Source organism: Rossellomorea marisflavi, assembly GCF_009806575.1.
In the GTDB taxonomy this organism is placed as follows: Bacteria; Bacillota; Bacilli; order Bacillales; family Bacillaceae_B; genus Rossellomorea; species Rossellomorea marisflavi_A.
Genome location: NZ_CP047095.1, coordinates 1972058 through 1989875 on the forward strand (window position 1 = coordinate 1972058; position 17818 = coordinate 1989875).

At 48.8% G+C, this 17818-nt stretch carries 19 protein-coding genes; all 19 read left to right on the forward strand.

Annotated features, from left to right (window positions below; all coding sequences use genetic code 11):
- Window positions 1-86: 86 nt before the first annotated feature.
- Window positions 87-557: a ribosome maturation factor RimP gene (rimP, locus tag D5E69_RS10320; protein ID WP_048004018.1), complete on the forward strand. Its 471-nt coding sequence runs from the start codon at window positions 87-89 to the stop codon at window positions 555-557.
- A gap of 36 nt (window positions 558-593) precedes the next feature.
- Complete coding sequence (gene nusA, locus D5E69_RS10325) at window positions 594-1724, forward strand: transcription termination factor NusA (protein WP_048004017.1); 1131 nt, start codon at window positions 594-596, stop codon at window positions 1722-1724.
- 11 nt (window positions 1725-1735) lie between these two features.
- The gene (gene rnpM / locus D5E69_RS10330; protein ID WP_048004016.1) at window positions 1736-2005 is read left to right on the forward strand and encodes an RNase P modulator RnpM; all 270 of its coding nucleotides are present in this window, start codon (window positions 1736-1738) and stop codon (window positions 2003-2005) included.
- Between the two features lie 10 nt (window positions 2006-2015).
- A complete protein-coding gene (locus D5E69_RS10335; RefSeq protein WP_048004015.1) occupies window positions 2016-2333 on the forward strand; it encodes a YlxQ family RNA-binding protein in 318 nt (105 codons plus the stop codon).
- 4 nt (window positions 2334-2337) lie between these two features.
- Window positions 2338-4485 (forward strand): translation initiation factor IF-2, encoded by a 2148-nt coding sequence (infB, locus tag D5E69_RS10340; RefSeq protein WP_048013093.1) that lies wholly within the window; start codon window positions 2338-2340, stop codon window positions 4483-4485.
- Complete coding sequence (locus D5E69_RS10345; protein WP_048004013.1) at window positions 4482-4760, forward strand: DUF503 domain-containing protein; 279 nt, start codon at window positions 4482-4484, stop codon at window positions 4758-4760. Before infB ends, D5E69_RS10345 begins: the two co-directional genes overlap by 4 nt.
- Before the next feature lie 40 nt (window positions 4761-4800).
- Window positions 4801-5169, forward strand: coding sequence for a 30S ribosome-binding factor RbfA (rbfA, locus tag D5E69_RS10350; RefSeq protein WP_048004012.1), 369 nt, complete (start codon window positions 4801-4803; stop codon window positions 5167-5169).
- Window positions 5170-5232: 63 nt separating this feature from the next.
- A complete protein-coding gene (gene truB / locus D5E69_RS10355) occupies window positions 5233-6141 on the forward strand; it encodes a tRNA pseudouridine(55) synthase TruB (protein WP_048004011.1) in 909 nt (302 codons plus the stop codon).
- Between the two features lie 18 nt (window positions 6142-6159).
- A complete protein-coding gene (ribF, locus tag D5E69_RS10360; protein ID WP_159129621.1) occupies window positions 6160-7104 on the forward strand; it encodes a bifunctional riboflavin kinase/FAD synthetase in 945 nt (314 codons plus the stop codon).
- A 133-nt stretch (window positions 7105-7237) separates the two neighbouring features.
- A complete protein-coding gene (gene rpsO / locus D5E69_RS10365) occupies window positions 7238-7507 on the forward strand; it encodes a 30S ribosomal protein S15 (RefSeq protein WP_048004009.1) in 270 nt (89 codons plus the stop codon).
- Window positions 7508-7749: 242 nt separating this feature from the next.
- Window positions 7750-9870 carry a polyribonucleotide nucleotidyltransferase gene (gene pnp, locus D5E69_RS10370; RefSeq protein WP_048013096.1) on the forward strand — a complete coding sequence of 707 codons (2121 nt, stop codon included), beginning with the start codon at window positions 7750-7752 and terminating at the stop codon, window positions 9868-9870.
- A 108-nt stretch (window positions 9871-9978) separates the two neighbouring features.
- Window positions 9979-10947 (forward strand): polysaccharide deacetylase family protein, encoded by a 969-nt coding sequence (locus tag D5E69_RS10375; protein WP_159130342.1) that lies wholly within the window; start codon window positions 9979-9981, stop codon window positions 10945-10947.
- 47 nt (window positions 10948-10994) lie between these two features.
- Window positions 10995-12236, forward strand: a complete 1242-nt coding sequence (locus tag D5E69_RS10380; protein WP_048004007.1) for a M16 family metallopeptidase — start codon at window positions 10995-10997, stop codon at window positions 12234-12236.
- Between the two features lie 89 nt (window positions 12237-12325).
- A complete protein-coding gene (locus tag D5E69_RS10385; protein WP_048004006.1) occupies window positions 12326-12559 on the forward strand; it encodes a YlmC/YmxH family sporulation protein in 234 nt (77 codons plus the stop codon).
- A gap of 165 nt (window positions 12560-12724) precedes the next feature.
- Window positions 12725-13624: a dipicolinic acid synthetase subunit A gene (gene dpaA, locus D5E69_RS10390; protein ID WP_048004005.1), complete on the forward strand. Its 900-nt coding sequence runs from the start codon at window positions 12725-12727 to the stop codon at window positions 13622-13624.
- Entirely contained in the window at window positions 13621-14214 is a 594-nt protein-coding gene (locus tag D5E69_RS10395; RefSeq protein ID WP_048004004.1) for a dipicolinate synthase subunit B, read from the forward strand. The genes dpaA and D5E69_RS10395 overlap by 4 nt, the downstream gene beginning before the upstream one ends.
- A gap of 146 nt (window positions 14215-14360) precedes the next feature.
- The gene (gene asd / locus D5E69_RS10400; protein WP_370294520.1) at window positions 14361-15407 is read left to right on the forward strand and encodes an aspartate-semialdehyde dehydrogenase; all 1047 of its coding nucleotides are present in this window, start codon (window positions 14361-14363) and stop codon (window positions 15405-15407) included.
- A gap of 86 nt (window positions 15408-15493) precedes the next feature.
- Entirely contained in the window at window positions 15494-16750 is a 1257-nt protein-coding gene (dapG, locus tag D5E69_RS10405) for an aspartate kinase (RefSeq protein ID WP_048004002.1), read from the forward strand.
- Window positions 16747-17616: a 4-hydroxy-tetrahydrodipicolinate synthase gene (gene dapA, locus D5E69_RS10410; protein WP_262370521.1), complete on the forward strand. Its 870-nt coding sequence runs from the start codon at window positions 16747-16749 to the stop codon at window positions 17614-17616. The genes dapG and dapA overlap by 4 nt, the downstream gene beginning before the upstream one ends.
- The last annotated feature ends 202 nt before the right edge of the window (window positions 17617-17818 follow it).

Below are 17818 nucleotides of genomic sequence, written 5' to 3' on the forward strand. Positions count from 1 at the left end.
ACCCCACTCTTTCGTTATTACTTGGAGATTTTTTCTATCTTTTATAGTCTTGGTGCAAGATTTTTCATATAGACCAGGAGGTAAGTATGAGTAAAATTACAACACTTGTAGAAGAACTTGTCACACCCATATTGGATGATCTTTCTCTGGAACTGATCGATATGGAATACGTGAAAGAGGGATCAAACTGGTTCCTCCGCATTTTTATCGATAAGGACAGCGGTGTTGATATCGAGGAATGCGGAATCGTCAGCGAACGCCTCAGCGAGAAGCTGGATGAGCTCGATCCGATCCAGCACAATTATTTCCTGGAGGTCTCCTCACCGGGAGCAGAGCGCCCTCTCAAAAAAGAGAAGGACTTTGAAAAGTCCATCGGAAAGAATGTATACGTGAAACTATATGAACCGATGGATGGAGAAAAAGCATTCGAAGGTTTGCTGTTATCATATACGCCCGAGAAGCTAGAACTTGAACTGACGATCAAAACGCGTAAGAAGAAGGTTGAAATACCGATGGATAAAGTGGCGGCTGCAAGGCTTGCCGTAACCTTTTCCTAACTGAACAACCGCAAAATAAAGGGGGATAAAACCGTCATGAGCACGCAGCTATTAGATGCTCTAACTGTATTAGAGAAAGAAAAAGGCATTGCGAGAGATGTGATCATCGAAGCGATCGAAGCCGCTCTTGTATCGGCCTACAAACGGAACTTCAATCAGGCACAGAACGTAAGGGTGGACTTGAACCTGGACACAGGTACCATGAGGGTCTTCGCCCGCAAGGAAGTTGTGGATGAAGTATTCGATTCCCGTCTTGAGATCTCCGTGCCGGATGCAACAGACATCAATCCAAGCTATGAAGTAGGGGATGTGGTGGAGCTTGAGGTCACTCCGAAGGATTTCGGACGGATCGCAGCCCAGACGGCCAAACAGGTTGTCACACAGCGCGTACGCGAGGCAGAGCGCGGCATCATTTACTCTGAGTTCGTAGATCGTGAAGAAGATATCATGACAGGCATCGTCCAGCGTCAGGATAACCGCTTCATCTATGTGGCTCTTGGTAAAATCGAAGCGTTGCTTCCAGTAAGCGAACAGATGCCGAATGAGACTTACAAGCCTCATGACCGCATCAAAGTCTTTATCACCAAGGTCGAGAAGACGACAAAGGGTCCACAGATCTTTGTTTCCCGCACTCACCCTGGTCTCTTGAAACGCCTCTTCGAAATCGAAGTTCCTGAAATCTTCGACGGTACGGTCGAAATCAAATCCGTTGCACGCGAAGCCGGTGATCGTTCCAAGATCTCCGTTCACGCCGAAAATGGGGAAATCGATCCGGTCGGTGCCTGTGTCGGAACAAAGGGTGCAAGGGTTCAGGCCATCGTCAACGAACTCAAAGGGGAGAAGATCGATATCGTGCAATGGTCCGAAGATCCTGTCACGTTCGTTGCGAACGCATTGAGTCCTTCCAAGGTACTTGATGTACAGGTGAATGAGGAAGAGAAGTCCACACGCGTCATCGTGCCGGATTATCAGCTTTCCCTCGCCATCGGGAAGCGCGGTCAAAATGCACGTCTTGCCGCCAAGCTCACAAACTGGAAAATCGATATCAAAAGTGAAACAGATGCCAGGGAACTTGGTCTCTATCCCCGCGAGGAGTCCTTCCTCCCAGAGGAAGAAGAGTACGACGCGGATGAGCCTTTGAATATTGATTTTAACGATCAAGATTAAGAGGTGGACACATGAGTACCAATAAGAAGATCCCGCTCCGCAAATGCGTAGCGACCGGTGAAATGAAACCGAAGAAGGACATGATCCGTATCGTCCGATCCAAAGAGGGGGAGGTATCCGTCGACCCGACTGGTAAGAAGTCCGGGCGCGGCGCCTATCTTTCAAAAGATCGGGAGATCATTTTGCAAGCGAAGAAGAAGAATACTTTAGCCAATCAACTTCAAGCGAAGATAGATGATTCATTGTATGATGAATTAATACGTCTTGTAGAAAAGGAGTAACATTTAGCGTATGGAACAGAATCGTTGGATGTCCCTTTTAGGATTGGCCAATCGGGCACGTAAGACCGTATCCGGTGAAGAACTGGTGATCAGGGAAGTCCGCAGTGGGCGGACGAAGCTTGTGATCCTGGCCCGGGATGCTTCCGAGAACACCCGAAAGAAAGTGACGGATAAATGTACCTACTATAAGGTCCCGGTCCGGTTCGCCCCGGATCGATCCCTTCTTGGCCAGGCCATAGGGAAGGATCAGCGGGTGGTCGTCGCCGTCATGGAAGCGGGGTTTGCCGGCAAGCTTTCCGAAATGCTCGATGAATCTCAGTGGGGGTGAACATATGAGCAAGATCCGTGTATATGAATATGCGAAAAAACATAATGTTTCAAGTAAAAACGTGATCGACAAATTAAAGGAATTGAATATTGAGGTATCAAATCATATGGCAACTTTAGAAGACGGTACAATCAAAAAACTAGATAAAACGTACGAAGGCAAGAAGCCTGCAGCAGGCAGCAAAGATCAGAAACCTGCAGCCCAGTCTGGCCAAGGCGACAGCAAAAAGCCTGCTCCGGCTCAGAAAAACAACAAAGGACCACAGAACCGCGGCAACAACAATAATAAAAAAGGTCCGAACAATTTCAACCGCAATAACAAGAATAATAACAACCGAAATAAACAGAATCGCAACACGAAGCCTGCTCCACAGCAACAGCCTGTGAAGAAAAAAGAGCTTCCTGCCAAAATTACCTTCACGGATTCCCTGACGGTAGCAGAGCTTGCGAAAAAGCTTTATAAAGAGCCTTCCGAAATCATCAAAAAACTCTTCATGCTCGGAGTCATGGCTACGATCAACCAGGAGCTTGACAAAGATTCCATCGAATTGATCGCCGGTGAGTACGGAGTGGAAGTCGAAGAGGAAATCAGGATCGATGCAACGGATCTTGAAGTCTACTTCACAGAGGATGATGCAGAGCAGGTTCAGGAACGTCCTTCGGTCGTGACCATCATGGGACACGTTGACCACGGGAAAACGACGCTCCTTGACTCCATCCGTAATACGAAGGTGACGGCAGGAGAAGCTGGTGGGATCACCCAGCATATCGGTGCTTATCAAGTGGAAGTGGAAGGCAAGAAAATCACATTCCTGGATACCCCTGGACACGCAGCCTTTACAACGATGCGTGCACGTGGTGCCAAAGTGACCGATATCGCCATCATCGTAGTAGCTGCCGACGATGGCGTCATGCCACAGACGGTCGAAGCGATCAACCATGCGAAAGCCGCTGAAGTTCCGATTATCATTGCCGTGAACAAAATGGATAAGGAAGCAGCTAATCCTGACCGCGTCATGCAGGAACTTACAGAGTATGAACTGGTTCCGGAAGCGTGGGGTGGGGATACGATCTTCGTTCCGCTATCCGCACTGTCTGGAGAAGGGATCGACAACCTTCTTGAAATGATCATCCTTGTGACCGAGGTGGAGGAGCTTAAAGCAAATCCTAAACGCCTTGCCCTTGGTACGGTCATCGAAGCCCAGTTGGATAAAGGACGCGGCTCCGTCGCGACACTTCTCGTACAGAATGGAACGCTTAAAGTCGGGGACCCTATCGTAGTAGGGAACACGTATGGCCGCGTTCGTGCCATGGTCAACGATCTCGGACGCCGTGTGAAGGATGCAGGCCCATCTGCGCCTGTCGAAATCACCGGTCTGAACGATGTACCTCAAGCAGGGGACCGCTTCGTCGTATTCGAAGACGAGAAGACGGCCCGTTCAGTTGGTGAGGCGCGTGCAACACAGGCCCTTCAGGCACAGCGCGGCGAAAAATCCAAAGTCAGCCTGGAAACCCTGTTTGAACAAATGAAACAAGGGGAAATGAAAGATTTGAACCTTGTTCTTAAAGCAGATGTTCAAGGATCTGTTGAAGCCCTTGCAGCATCCCTCCTTAAAATCGAGGTGGAAGGTGTCAATATCCGCATCATCCATACCGGTGTTGGAGCCATCAATGAGTCTGATATCACACTTGCTTCAGCTTCCAATGCCATCGTCATCGGGTTCAACGTCCGTCCGGATGTGAATGCTAAACGTACGGCCGAAGCAGAGGGTGTTGAAATTCGTCTTCACCGTATCATCTACAAAGTGATGGAAGAAATCGAAGCAGCCATGAAAGGGATGCTCGATCCTGAATTTGAAGAGAAAATCATCGGTCAGGCAGAAGTGCGTCAAACCTTCAAAGTATCCAAAGTGGGTACAATTGCAGGAAGCTATGTAACAGAAGGGAAGATTTCCCGTGACAGCGGCGTGCGTCTGATCCGTGATGGAATTGTCATCTTCGAAGGGGAGCTTGATGCACTCAAGCGTTTCAAAGATGATGCGAAGGAAGTAGCTCGTGGATATGAGTGTGGGATTACCATCAAAAACTTCAATGATGTAAAAGAAGGCGACGTCATCGAAGCCTTCGTCATGGAGGAAATCTCCCGTTCATGATCACCTGCGCCGAATTCGAATGCATGATCCATGGAGCAGGGTCGCTCAAGGAAAAGCGAGCGGTCCTGCAGAGGATCATGACCAGGCTCAAGCAAAAGTATAATGTCTCCGTTGCTGAAGTGGGGCATCAGGATGCGTGGCAGAGGACGTCCCTTGCCATCGTCTCTGTGGCTTCCACGAAAGCAGCCAGTCAAAAGGAAGTGGACAGGGCCCTTGCCTTTGTCGATTCCTTCCCTGAGTGGGAGAGACTGCATACAACAATCGAATCATTGTAGCACCAGTGATTCATCATAATCCGTTTTTTGAGGTGATAGTATGAGCCATCGTGCTAATCGAGTTGGCGAACAAATGAAAAAAGAGCTGGGTGATATCATCGGGCGTAAGATCAAAGATCCGCGCATCGGGTTTGTGACGGTCACGGATGTTCAAGTAACCGGGGACCTTCAGCAGGCCAAAGTGTATATTACCGTCCTTGGTGGTGAAGCTCAAAGGGAAGATACCTTGAAAGGTCTTGCCAAAGCAAAAGGCTTCATCCGTTCCGAAGTGGGACAAAGGATCCGGCTCCGGAAGACGCCAGAGATCATTTTTGAGTTCGACGAATCGATCGACTACGGCAATCATATCGAATCCCTGTTGAAAAGCGTTCAAGACGAACCAGGAGATTCAACGAATACCGATAAGTAATGCATGGGGCTGATCCAAATCGGATCAGCCCTTTCATTTTCCCTATGAAGGAGTTGAAGGAACATGAATGGCATCTTGCCTTTATGGAAGGAACGAGGGATGACGTCGCATGATTGTGTGTTCAAGCTAAGGAAGCTGCTGCGTACCAAAAAGGTGGGGCATACGGGGACGCTTGATCCCGAAGTCGATGGTGTCCTCCCCATCTGTATCGGAAGGGCGACCAAGGTTGCAGAATACATCACGGATTCAGGTAAGGAATATGTGGGAGAAGTGACGCTTGGCTTCTCTACGACAACGGAGGATGCGACCGGTGAAAAGGTGGAAGAAATCCCGGTGGACAGGAGCATCAGCCGCAGGGAAGTAGAAGGGGTCCTCAGCGCCATGACGGGGGTCATCCGCCAGACGCCACCCATGTTCTCGGCGATCAAGGTGAACGGTAAGCGTCTCTACGAATACGCCAGGCAGGGGATTGAAGTGGAAAGACCATCGCGTGAAGTGACGATCCACCATTTCGAGATCATCGGCGAATGGGATACCCTCGAGGGTGAGCATCCATCATTCACGTTCAAGGTAGGGTGTTCAAAAGGGACCTATGTACGGACGCTTGCCGTCGAAATCGGGCAGCGGCTGGGCTACCCATCGCATATGTCATCCCTTACCCGTACAAGATCGGCATCCTTTGTCAAAGAGGACTGCATGAGTCTTGCCCAGGTAGAAGAAGCCCTGCGAACAAGCACACCGGAAGAGCTGTTAATCCCTCTTGAACACGGGCTTTCTCATTTGCCGAAATGGGTGATAAATGATACATTAGCATTGAAAGTAAAGAACGGGGCACGCTTGGAAGAACCGGCTGAATGGCCGCAAGAGGAACAGGTGATGATGGTGCATGAAGGAAAAGCGATCGCCATCTATCAGCGTCATCCGTCCAAGGATGGAATCATCAAGCCTGTCAAAGTCCTGTTCAATGACTAATGAAAAAGGTGAACTGCTGTGAAAGTGATAACACTACATCATCCCCCAACGTTCGATGAGCTGAACCTTCCGCCGCTCGTGGTGGCTCTCGGTTATTTCGATGGGGTTCACCGGGGGCATCGACAGGTCATCACGACGGCCGTCGAAAAGGCAGGGGAGCTAGGGGCTTCTAGTGCAGTCATGACGTTCGATCCCCACCCCTCCGTCGTCCTTGGCCATAAACGGAAGCACATTAAATACATTACTCCCATGGAAGACAAGATTGAGCAGATCGAAGGATTGGGCGTGGACTATCTGTTTGTCGTCCGGTTCACCTCCGAGTTCGCCGATCTCACCCCGCAGGAATTCGTGGACCTGTATCTGATCGGGATGAATGCCATCCACGTAGTGGCCGGCTTCGATTATTCCTACGGCCGCCTCGGCAAAGGATCGATGGACAGCCTTCCATTCCATTCCCGGGATCAATTCGGCTCTACGGTAGTGAATAAGCTGAGTGAATCCGATACGAAGGTAAGCTCGACCCTGATCCGTCATTCACTCGATGAAGGAGCCATCGGTGAAGTGAATAAACTTCTCGGAAGGCCCTACACGATGAGGGGGATGGTCGTCCACGGGGAAAAGCGCGGAAGGAAGATCGGGTTCCCCACGGCGAATATCGACCTGGCCGATGACTATCTCACACCTAAGGTGGGCGTATACGCCGTCAAGATGAAGATCAAAGGCCGGTGGTATGACGGAGTGTGCAACATCGGGTACAAACCTACGTTCAAAAATCCCGATGAATACAGTCTTTCGATTGAAACCCACGTGTTCGATTTCGACTCTTCCATTTACGGGGAAGAAATCTATCTTCAGTGGCATAAGTGGATCAGGGATGAGAAGAAGTTCAATGGAATTGAGGAATTGATCGCCCAGATCCAGAAAGATAAGGAATCAGCCATTGCTTATTTTAAGGGAATTTAAGATTGCCCTTGATTTTTGACTGGAATAGTAGTATTCTTAAAAGCGTATGAAATGAACCTTTGCTTGGCACATCGATTCACCAACGACTGCTGGGTAACAGGGGATTTGAAAGAAATGAATGGAGGTGAAAAGGATGGCTATCACTAAAGAGCGTAAAAACGAACTAATCAGTGAGTACAAAACACATGAGAACGATACTGGATCTCCAGAAGTTCAAATTGCTGTCCTAACAGAAGAAATCAACAACCTGAACGAGCACTTGCGCGTTCACAAGAAGGACCACCACTCTCGTCGCGGTCTTCTTAAAATGGTAGGTCACCGTCGTAATCTTCTATCTTACCTACGTAAGAAAGATGTACAACGCTACCGTGAGTTAATCACAAAACTTGGTTTACGTCGATAATCAGACAAAAGGAAGCGGGAATTTTTCCCGCTTTTTCTTTAGTTTTCATAATCCTATCCATTCATCATGAAAGAAAGCAAACGGTTTTGTCTACAATACATAATAGGATGAACGAGGTAAGCCTTCCGCCTGAACCGTACCTGAGGTGACGAGGCTCCTTTTTATAAAAAATGTACGTAACAATCATACAGGCATGCGTCATTGATGCCTTTAAGTGATATATAAAGAGAGGGGTACAAAAGATGGAACAGACTAAACAAACATTTTCCATTGATTGGGCCGGACGTGAATTGACCGTCGAAGTCGGCCAGCTTGCCAAGCAAGCCAATGGTGCTGCACTGATAAGATATGGAGATACCGCTGTACTGAGCAGTGCAACAGCTTCAAAGGAACCGAAACCGTTAGATTTCTTCCCTTTGACAGTCAACTACGAAGAAAGACTTTATGCCGTAGGTAAGATCCCTGGAGGTTTCATCAAACGTGAAGGACGTCCGAGTGAGCGGGCAATCCTTGCCAGCCGACTGATCGACAGACCGATCCGTCCACTATTTGCCGACGGTTTCCGTAATGAAGTGCAAGTCATTTCCATGGTCATGAGTGTCGATCAAGACTGCTCATCCGAAATGGCTGCTATGTTCGGATCTTCCCTGGCGCTATCTGTGTCGGATATCCCATTCGAAGGACCGATCGCAGGAGTTGTCGTCGGGCTGATCGAAGGAGAGTTCATTATCAATCCAACTGTGGAGCAGCTTGAGAAGAGTGAAATCCACCTTTCTGTAGCTGGTACGAAGGATGCCATCAACATGGTTGAGGCAGGGGCAGACGAAGTTCCTGAAGAGACGATGCTTGAAGCGATCATGTTCGGACATGAAGAGATCAAAAAGCTGATTGCCTTCCAGGAAGAAATCATCGCAAAAGTGGGTAAAGAGAAACTTGAAATCAAACTGTTCGAACTGGATGAAGTCATCGAAACGGAAGTGCGCTCCCTATGTGAGAGCGAATTGATCCCGGCCATCCAGGTCCAAGAAAAACATGCACGCGAAGAAGCGATCAAAGAAGTGAAAAATAAAGTCATCTCTGTTTATGAAGAAAAAGAAGCAGATGACGATACGCTCAAGCAGGTCAAAAAGGTGCTGGACAAGCTTGTGAAAAATGAAGTCCGCCGTTTGATCACGGAAGATAAAGTCCGTCCTGATGGGCGTGGAGTGGATGAAATCCGTCCCCTTTCCTCTGAAGTGGGTCTCCTTCCGAGAACGCATGGTTCCGGCTTGTTCACACGTGGACAAACCCAGGCCCTCAGCATCTGTACACTGGGTGCCCTTGGTGACGTCCAGGTCCTTGATGGACTGGGCATCGAAGAATCCAAGCGATTCATGCACCACTATAACTTCCCTCAATTCAGCGTGGGAGAAACCGGACCGATCCGTGGCCCTGGCCGTCGTGAAATCGGGCACGGAGCCCTTGGTGAAAGAGCCCTTGATCCGATCATCCCGGATGAATCCGACTTCCCATACACGATCCGACTTGTATCCGAAGTTCTTGAGTCCAACGGATCTACATCCCAGGCGAGTATCTGTGCAAGCACCCTGGCGATGATGGATGCAGGTGTTCCAATCAAGGCACCGGTTGCAGGTATTGCGATGGGTCTGATCAAATCGGGCGATCATTATTCCATCCTGACCGATATCCAAGGCATGGAAGATCATCTTGGAGACATGGACTTCAAGGTGGCGGGTACATCCAAAGGGGTAACGGCCCTGCAGATGGACATCAAGATCGATGGCCTTTCAAGGGAAATTCTTGAAGAAGCACTCCAACAGGCGAAAAAAGGGCGCATGCAGATTCTGGACAGCATGCTTGCGACGATTTCAGAATCAAGGACGTCCCTTTCCGCTTATGCTCCCAAGATCCTTACGATGCACATCAATCCGGATAAAATCCGCGACGTCATCGGACCAAGCGGTAAACAGATCAATAAGATCATTGATGAAACCGGCGTGAAGATCGACATCGAGCAGGATGGGACCATCTTCATCTCGTCTACCGATGAAGAGAGCAACAAAAAAGCGAAAAAGACCATCGAAGATATTGTCAGGGAAGTAGAGCCTGGCCAAATGTATCTTGGAAAAGTCAAGCGCGTAGAGAAGTTCGGTGCATTCGTCGAAATCTTTGCAGGAAAAGATGGGCTTGTCCACATTTCCGAGCTTGCTGAAGAGCGCGTCCGTAAAACCGAAGACGTTGTCGCTGTCGGTGATCAGCTCCTTGTGAAGGTGTTGGATATTGATAATCAAGGTCGTGTCAACCTATCAAGGAAGGCCGTCCTCAAGGAACAGCGTGAAAAAGAAGAGCAAAACCAGGCATAATGTTGTCAATCAAGCCGTCTTGTTGGGATCACATCCCGCAAGGCGGCTTTTTGCGCGTTCTACCTTGTCCCATCCTTTCATACTATAAAGGGAGGACGGTGAATGCAAATGGGGAGAAAATACTTGATAGCACTACCTGTAATTGCTATTCTGACTTTAGCGGCTGTACAAAACCCTTTGACCAATCAATATGTTGCGCATCTTAAAGGCCAGTCGGTGACGGCAACTTCCAATAAGAGCGACCTTATGCAGCAAATCGAGCAAAAGGCATCCAAGGAGATCAAGCCACAAGACGCCGTGATTGATCCGGTGTGGAAGGCGACACCCGGCTATAATGGTCTCGATTTGGATATAGAGGCTTCCTATAAGCAAATGAAGAAGACAGGAACCTTTGATGATGATAAACTTGTGTGGAAGCAGTTGGAGCCTTCGAAGCATTTGGAAGACCTCCCGCCTTCTCCTGTGTATAGAGGGAATCCAGAGAAACCGATGGCTGCATTCATCATCAATGTTGCCTGGGGTAATGAGTATATCCCTGATATTCTGGAGACCCTCAAGAAGCACCAGGTGTATGCCACCTTCTTTCTTGAGGGGCGCTGGGTGAAGAATAATCCAAAGCTTGCCAAGATGATTGTCGAAGCGGGACATGAAGTAGGAAACCACTCCTATTCCCATCCCGATATGAAATCCCTGCAAACCTCAAAGGTGAGGGATGAACTGAAGCGCACGAATGATATCATCGAGGTTACCACTGGGGAAAAGGTCAAATGGTTTGCCCCTCCGAGTGGAAGCTACCGGGACGAAGTGGTGGAAATCGCCGATGAGATGGATATGAGGACCATCATGTGGAGTGTGGATACGATCGATTGGCAAAAGCCGAGTCCGGATGTCTTGATCGACCGCGTGATGGGGAAAATGCATAAAGGGGCCATAGTGCTCATGCATCCCACTGCGTCTACCGCAAACGCCCTGAACGCCCTCATCGTCCAGGTCAAAGAAAAGGAATTAAGGCTCGGGACGGTCTCGAGTTTAGTGAAAGAAGAAAGAATCCTTGAGGGGGGAGATAATTCTCCTTGAGAGAGGATATAGTAAGGATAGGTACATCAAGACTAGGAGGAACTTTTTTGATTAAGAAATATACTTGCCAAAATGGACTGCGAATTGTGCTCGAACAAATCCCGACGGTCCGATCAGTCGCCATCGGGGTTTGGATCGGTGCAGGTTCACGCAACGAAACAAAAGAAAACAACGGGATTTCACATTTTCTTGAACATATGTTTTTCAAGGGGACGAAAACGAAGTCGGCCAGGGAAATCGCCGAATCATTCGACAGTATTGGCGGCCAGGTAAATGCCTTCACATCAAAGGAATACACATGCTATTATGCGAAGGTGCTCGATAACCATGCCGGCTATGCTTTACATACGCTAGCGGATATGTTCTTCCATTCCACTTATGTGGAAGAGGAATTGAAAAAGGAAAAGAATGTGGTGTACGAAGAGATCAAAATGTACGAAGATACGCCTGATGACATCGTTCATGATCTACTGAGTAAAGCGGTTTATGAAGATCATCCACTGGGTTATCCGATCCTTGGAACGGAAGAGACACTTGATACGTTCAATCAGGCAAAGCTGAAACAGTATATGCATGACATGTATACCCCTGACCAGGTAGTGGTCTCCATTGCAGGAAATGTAGACGAGTCCTTCATCAAAGAGGTGGAGAAGCTTTTCGGTTCCTATGAAGGGGGAAAGGGCCGCGATGAGCGTGAACAACCTCAATTCTACTATAATAAACTTGCCCGTAAGAAGGATACGGAGCAGGCCCATTTATGCCTTGGGTATAACGGCCTTCAAATCGGTCATCCCGATATCTATAACCTCATCATTCTGAACAATGTACTCGGAGGCAGCATGTCATCGCGCCTGTTCCAGGAGGTAAGGGAGCAACGTGGGCTGGCTTACTCTGTATTCTCCTATCATTCCTCCCATGAAGATAGTGGGATGGTCACCATCTATGGAGGGACAGGGGCGAACCAGCTTGATGAGCTGTTCGATACGATCGATTCCACACTGAAAGGACTCAAGGCAGAGGGCATCACGGAAAAAGAACTCCTCAACAGCAAGGAACAGTTGAAGGGGAATCTGATGCTGAGTCTTGAAAGCACCAACAGCCGGATGAGCCGTAACGGCAAAAATGAACTGTTGTTGAAACAGCACCGGACGCTGGATGAGATTGTCGATGAAATCGATGGCGTCACCATCGATAAGGTGAATCAATTGACTCATGAGATTTTTACGGACGACTATGCAGCGGCATTGATCAGTCCTGATGGGACTCTGCCGTCCAATATGAGAACATGATGAATGCAGGTCAGCAAAAGCTGGCCTGTTTTTTTGATTCTGATTTAGGAGGGGGTTGTATACATTAATAATACAGGGAGGGGAAGCCAGTGAGACTGAGTGAATTGAGCGGAAAGGAAATCGTGGATTACGGCAGGGCCGAAAGATTGGGGGTCCTGGGACATACAGACCTGGAATTCGATCATCGATCGGGTCAGATCGATGCCTTGATCATTCCCATGGGCAAGTGGATGCGCAAGCAGAGCGGTGAAATCCGCGTCCCTTGGCATATGATCAGGACCATCGGAACGGATATGATCATCCTGGAAGTGGCCAGGGAATGAAAAAACGGGGAAACCCGTTTTTTTGTTTTCATAGGACGGGATCATAAGGGTGAAAGAAAGGAAGGCACAAGGCATCTGCTCACCCTGTACGTGCTCTATACATAGACTGAAGAAGTGAGAGGCATAAAGAAGATGCGATTATGGTAAAAGTAGGTGAAAGCACTGATGTTGACCGGAATGCACATCGCAGTTCTGGGTGGAGATGCTCGCCAATTGGAGATCATCCGTAAACTTACTGAGTTGGATGCAAAGATATCCCTTGTCGGTTTCGAACAATTGGATCATGCATTCACCGGGGCTACGAAAGAGAAAATGAGTGAAATTGATTTTTCCATGATGGACGCCATCATTTTACCGGTTCCGGGAACGAATCTTCAAGGGGAGATCGAAACCATCTTTTCGAATGAAAAAGTCGTGTTGACAGAAGAAATCCTAAGCAGGACCCCTGACCATTGCACGATCTACTCCGGGATCACCAACGATTATTTAAATGGGATCGTAGATGCATCAAAACGCGATCTCATTCAGCTGTTCGAAAGGGATGACGTCGCCATCTATAATTCCATCCCGACAGTAGAAGGCACGATCATGATGGCCATTCAACATACGGATTTCACCATCCACGGTTCGAACATCGTCATCCTCGGGCTTGGACGGGTGGGGATGAGTGTGGCAAGGACCTTCCATCATCTTGGAGGAAGGGTGAAGGTGGGAGCAAGGAAAACCGAGCACTTGGCAAGGGCATCAGAGATGGGATTGGATTCCTTCCAATTGAATCAGTTGGATAAGCACATCGGACAATGCGATATCTGCATCAATACCATTCCGGCTCCCATCATCACACCCGGGGTCATTGCAAAGATGCCCTCTCATATCCTCGTTATCGACCTTGCTTCAAAACCGGGAGGGACCGATTTCAGATTTGCCGAGAAGCGTGGCATCAAGGCGCTCCTTGCCCCGGGTCTCCCCGGAATCGTGGCACCGAAGACGGCAGGTCAGATCCTGGCCAATGTTCTCTGCAAGCTGATGGATGATCGAAATAAAGGAAAGGGGAGTTCTACGTGAGCATTAAAGGAAAAAGAATCGGATTTGGTCTGACTGGTTCGCACTGTACGTATGATGAAGTATTTCCTCAAATCGAGAAGCTGGTCAACGGCGGTGCGGATGTCTTGCCTGTCGTCTCGTCGACCATGATGAACACGAATACAAGGTTTGGAAAAGGGGAGGACTGGGTCAAGAGAATCGAAGACGTAACAGGCCATAAAGTCATAGATTCCATCGTGAAGGCAGAGCCACTGGGTCCAAAGATTCCCCTGGACTGCATGGTGATTTCTCCCCTTACAGGCAATACCATGAGTAAATTTGCCAACGCCATGACCGACTCCCCGGTCCTGATGGCGGCAAAGGCGACATTGAGGAACCATCGTCCCGTTGTACTTGGCATCTCGACGAATGATGCCTTGGGGCTTAACGGTATCAATCTGATGAGGCTGATTTCCACAAAGGATATCTATTTCATCCCATTCGGCCAGGATGCTCCGGAGCAAAAGCCGAAATCCATGGTGGCACGGATGAGCCTGACCCAGGAGACGATTGAAGCCGCGATGGAAGGAAGGCAGCTTCAACCTGTCGTAATCGAACGATATCTGGATTGATAGCAAGGGAAGGCTTCCGGTTGGGTAGCCTTCTTTTCCTTGTACGAAAAAGAGTCTATTGAAAGAAGATTCTTTATGTTAGAATATACTTTATTATAGTAAATGGCTAAATTGCTATTATGAATGCTTTGGAAGGAGAGAGGATTTTGAAAACAACGGAATTAAACGTGGCAGTCGTCGGTGCAACCGGGGCAGTCGGGCAGCAAATGCTGGAAACATTAGAGAAAAGGGATTTTCCGATAAAAAATCTGATCTTACTATCTTCTGCCCGTTCGGCAGGTTCAACAGTCTCCTTTAAAGGAAAAGAATATACGGTGGCTGAAGCAAAGCCCGAGAGCTTTGAAGGGGTGGATATTGCCCTGTTCAGTGCAGGAGGAAGTGTATCCAAGCTTCTTGCCCCCGAGGCAGTGAAGAGGGGTGCGATCGTAGTCGACAATACAAGTGCCTACCGCATGGACCCCGAAGTTCCGCTGGTTGTACCTGAAGTGAATGAAGAGGATCTGAAACGTCATAAAGGCATCATCGCCAATCCGAACTGTTCAACAATCCAGATGGTTGCCGCACTCGAGCCACTGCGTAAAGCCTATGGGCTGAAGAAGGTGATCGTGTCCACGTATCAAGCTGTATCCGGTGCCGGTGCAGTCGCCATAGATGAATTAAATGATCAGGCACAGGCCATCCTGTCGGGAGAATCCTTCGAACCGAGCGTCCTGCCGGTCAAAGGGGATAAAAAACATTATCAGATTGCGTATAATGTGATTCCTCAGATTGATCTGTTCCAGGAGAACGGTTTTACATTTGAAGAAATGAAGATGATCAATGAAACGAAAAAGATCATGCATCAACCTGATTTGAAGGTGTCAGCCACATGTGTCAGACTTCCAGTAGTAACAGGTCACTCTGAAAGTGTATATATTGAGATTGAAAAGGACTCCATTTCGGTGGGGGATATTCATGCGCAACTCACGGAAGCTCCGGGGGTCACCCTTCAGGATGTTCCTGAGGAACAAATATATCCGATGCCTGCCGATGCAGTAGGGAAGCCGGATGTTTTTGTCGGACGCGTGAGAAAAGACCTTGATGAGGACAACGGATTCCATATGTGGATCGTATCCGATAACCTTCTGAAAGGCGCTGCCTGGAATTCAGTGCAGATTGCTGAAAGCCTATTGAAATTGGGTCTGGTAAAATAAGCAGAAGAGGAACGAAGCAACAGACGACGACTAACTCAAGCAATCATCCCCATCTACCTCTTGACCATTGATGAAGAGGTGTAGACATGAAAGTGATCGTCCAGAAATTCGGGGGTACTTCCGTAAGGGATGAATCAACAAGGCTCAAAGCCATCGCCCATACAAAGGAAGCTATCAGTGAAGGGTATAAGGTGGTCGTGGTCGTCTCCGCCATGGGCAGAAAAGGGGAGCCGTATGCAACAGACTCCCTCCTCGGACTCATAGGGGGAGGAGGCACAAGGATCAGCAAAAGGGAACAGGACTTATTATTATCATGCGGTGAAATCATTTCAAGTCTCGTCTTTTCCAATATGCTCCTGGAGAATGGGGTGTGTTCCACCGCCCTGACCGGAGCCCAGGCAGGATTTCGAACCAATGATGACTTCGGTAACGCCAGGATCATGGAGATGGATTGCGAAAGGATCAAAAAAGAGCTTGATCTTCATGACGCCGTAGTGGTAGCCGGGTTTCAAGGTGCGACCTCCGGTGGGGATATAACGACGATCGGCAGGGGCGGGAGCGATACATCCGCCTCAGCCCTCGGTGTCGCCCTGAAGGCCGAGTATATCGATATCTTCACCGATGTGGAGGGGATCATGACGGCGGACCCGCGCATTTCATCCAGGGCGCGGCCCATCAAGGTCGTTTCCTATAATGAAGTATGCAATATGGCGTACCAGGGGGCAAAGGTCATTCATCCGCGAGCGGTTGAAATCGCCATGAACTCGAATGTGCCCATCAGGATCCGGTCCACCTACTCTAAAGACCCGGGTACCCTCGTCACCACGCCTGGTTCCATGAAGGACCATGAACATTTCAGGAGTCACCCCGTCACTGGCATCGCCCATGTACAGTCCCTAACGCAGATCAAGGTATTCGCCCGCAAGGATCAATATGATCTGCAGGCGGAAGTGTTCAAGGCGATGGCGAGGGAAGGGATCTCCGTGGATTTTATCAACATCTCCCCCCGTGGAGTCGTTTATACGGTATCTTCGACTTTGAGCGACCGTGCCATAGCCGTCTTGAAAGGGCTCGGTCATTTTCCCCATGTAGAACGGGAATGTGCGAAGGTATCAGTGGTTGGAGCGGGGATGACAGGTGTGCCGGGAATTACATCCGTCATCGTGTCCGCTCTATCTGATTTAGGTATCAGGATCCTGCAGTCTGCAGACAGCCATACAACCATCTGGGTACTCGTTAAAGAACATGATCTTGTGAATGCCATCAATGCCCTTCATGATGCCTTTCAACTGCAAGAGAGGGATGCTGCCTGGTTAGCGCATCAATTTGAGGAGAGTGAATAGTTGTGAATTTTGGCCGTGTATCAACAGCGATGGTCACACCGTTTGATCGCAAAGGAAATATCGATTTCTATAAAACAACTCAGTTGATCAACTATCTGATCGAACATGGGACTGATTCCCTCGTGGTTGCCGGGACAACAGGGGAATCCCCGACGCTTACAAAGGAAGAAAAGCTGGCATTATTCCGCCATGCAGTCAAAATCACAGATGGCAGAATCCCTGTCATCGCGGGTACCGGAAGCAATAATACAAAAGAATCCATCGATCTATCCAAAAAAGCGGAAGCAATCGGTGTCGACGCCATCATGCTTGTCGCACCGTATTATAGTAAACCAAGCCAGGAAGGCATGTTCCGTCATTTTAAAGAAGTCGCAGACGCCGTCGCATTGCCTGTCATGCTTTATAATGTTCCTGGCAGGTCCGCTGTCACCATTTCACCGGATACCATCATCCGATTATCGGAAGTGCCGAATATCATGTCGGTGAAAGAAGCAAGCGGCGATCTGGGTGCCATGACGAAGATCATCGCGTCTACTGCTGACGACTTTCTCGTGTATTGTGGGGATGATGGTCTGACCTTGCCTGCGCTGTCAATCGGTGCCGATGGGATCGTCTCCGTTGCTTCCCATATCATCGGGAAAGAAATGCAGCAGATGACGGAGGCCCATTTCTCCGGAGATACGGGTCGGGCAGCGAAACTTCATCAAGAGTTGCTGCCTTTGATGGAAGGGCTATTTGCCACCCCGAGCCCTGGACCTGTCAAGACCGCCCTGCAGCTTAAGGGTCTTGATGTCGGTTCCGTCCGTCTTCCGTTGATTCCACTGACGGAAGATGAAAGGAAGAGCCTCAGCAAACTTTTATCATGAATAAACAATGGTCCCGGCATGTTTGCCGGGGCCATTCGTCATATAAGGGTGTTCTCTGAGAGAAATTTCAAGGGCAAAGGAGGATTCCTACCGGCCATTCACGAAATAGTACATATTCGAACGTGCACTTTTCTACATAGACGTCAGCCAGAAGGTAGAGGATAATTTTGGTTGTATTATGAAAAGGGTTTCCTTTATAATG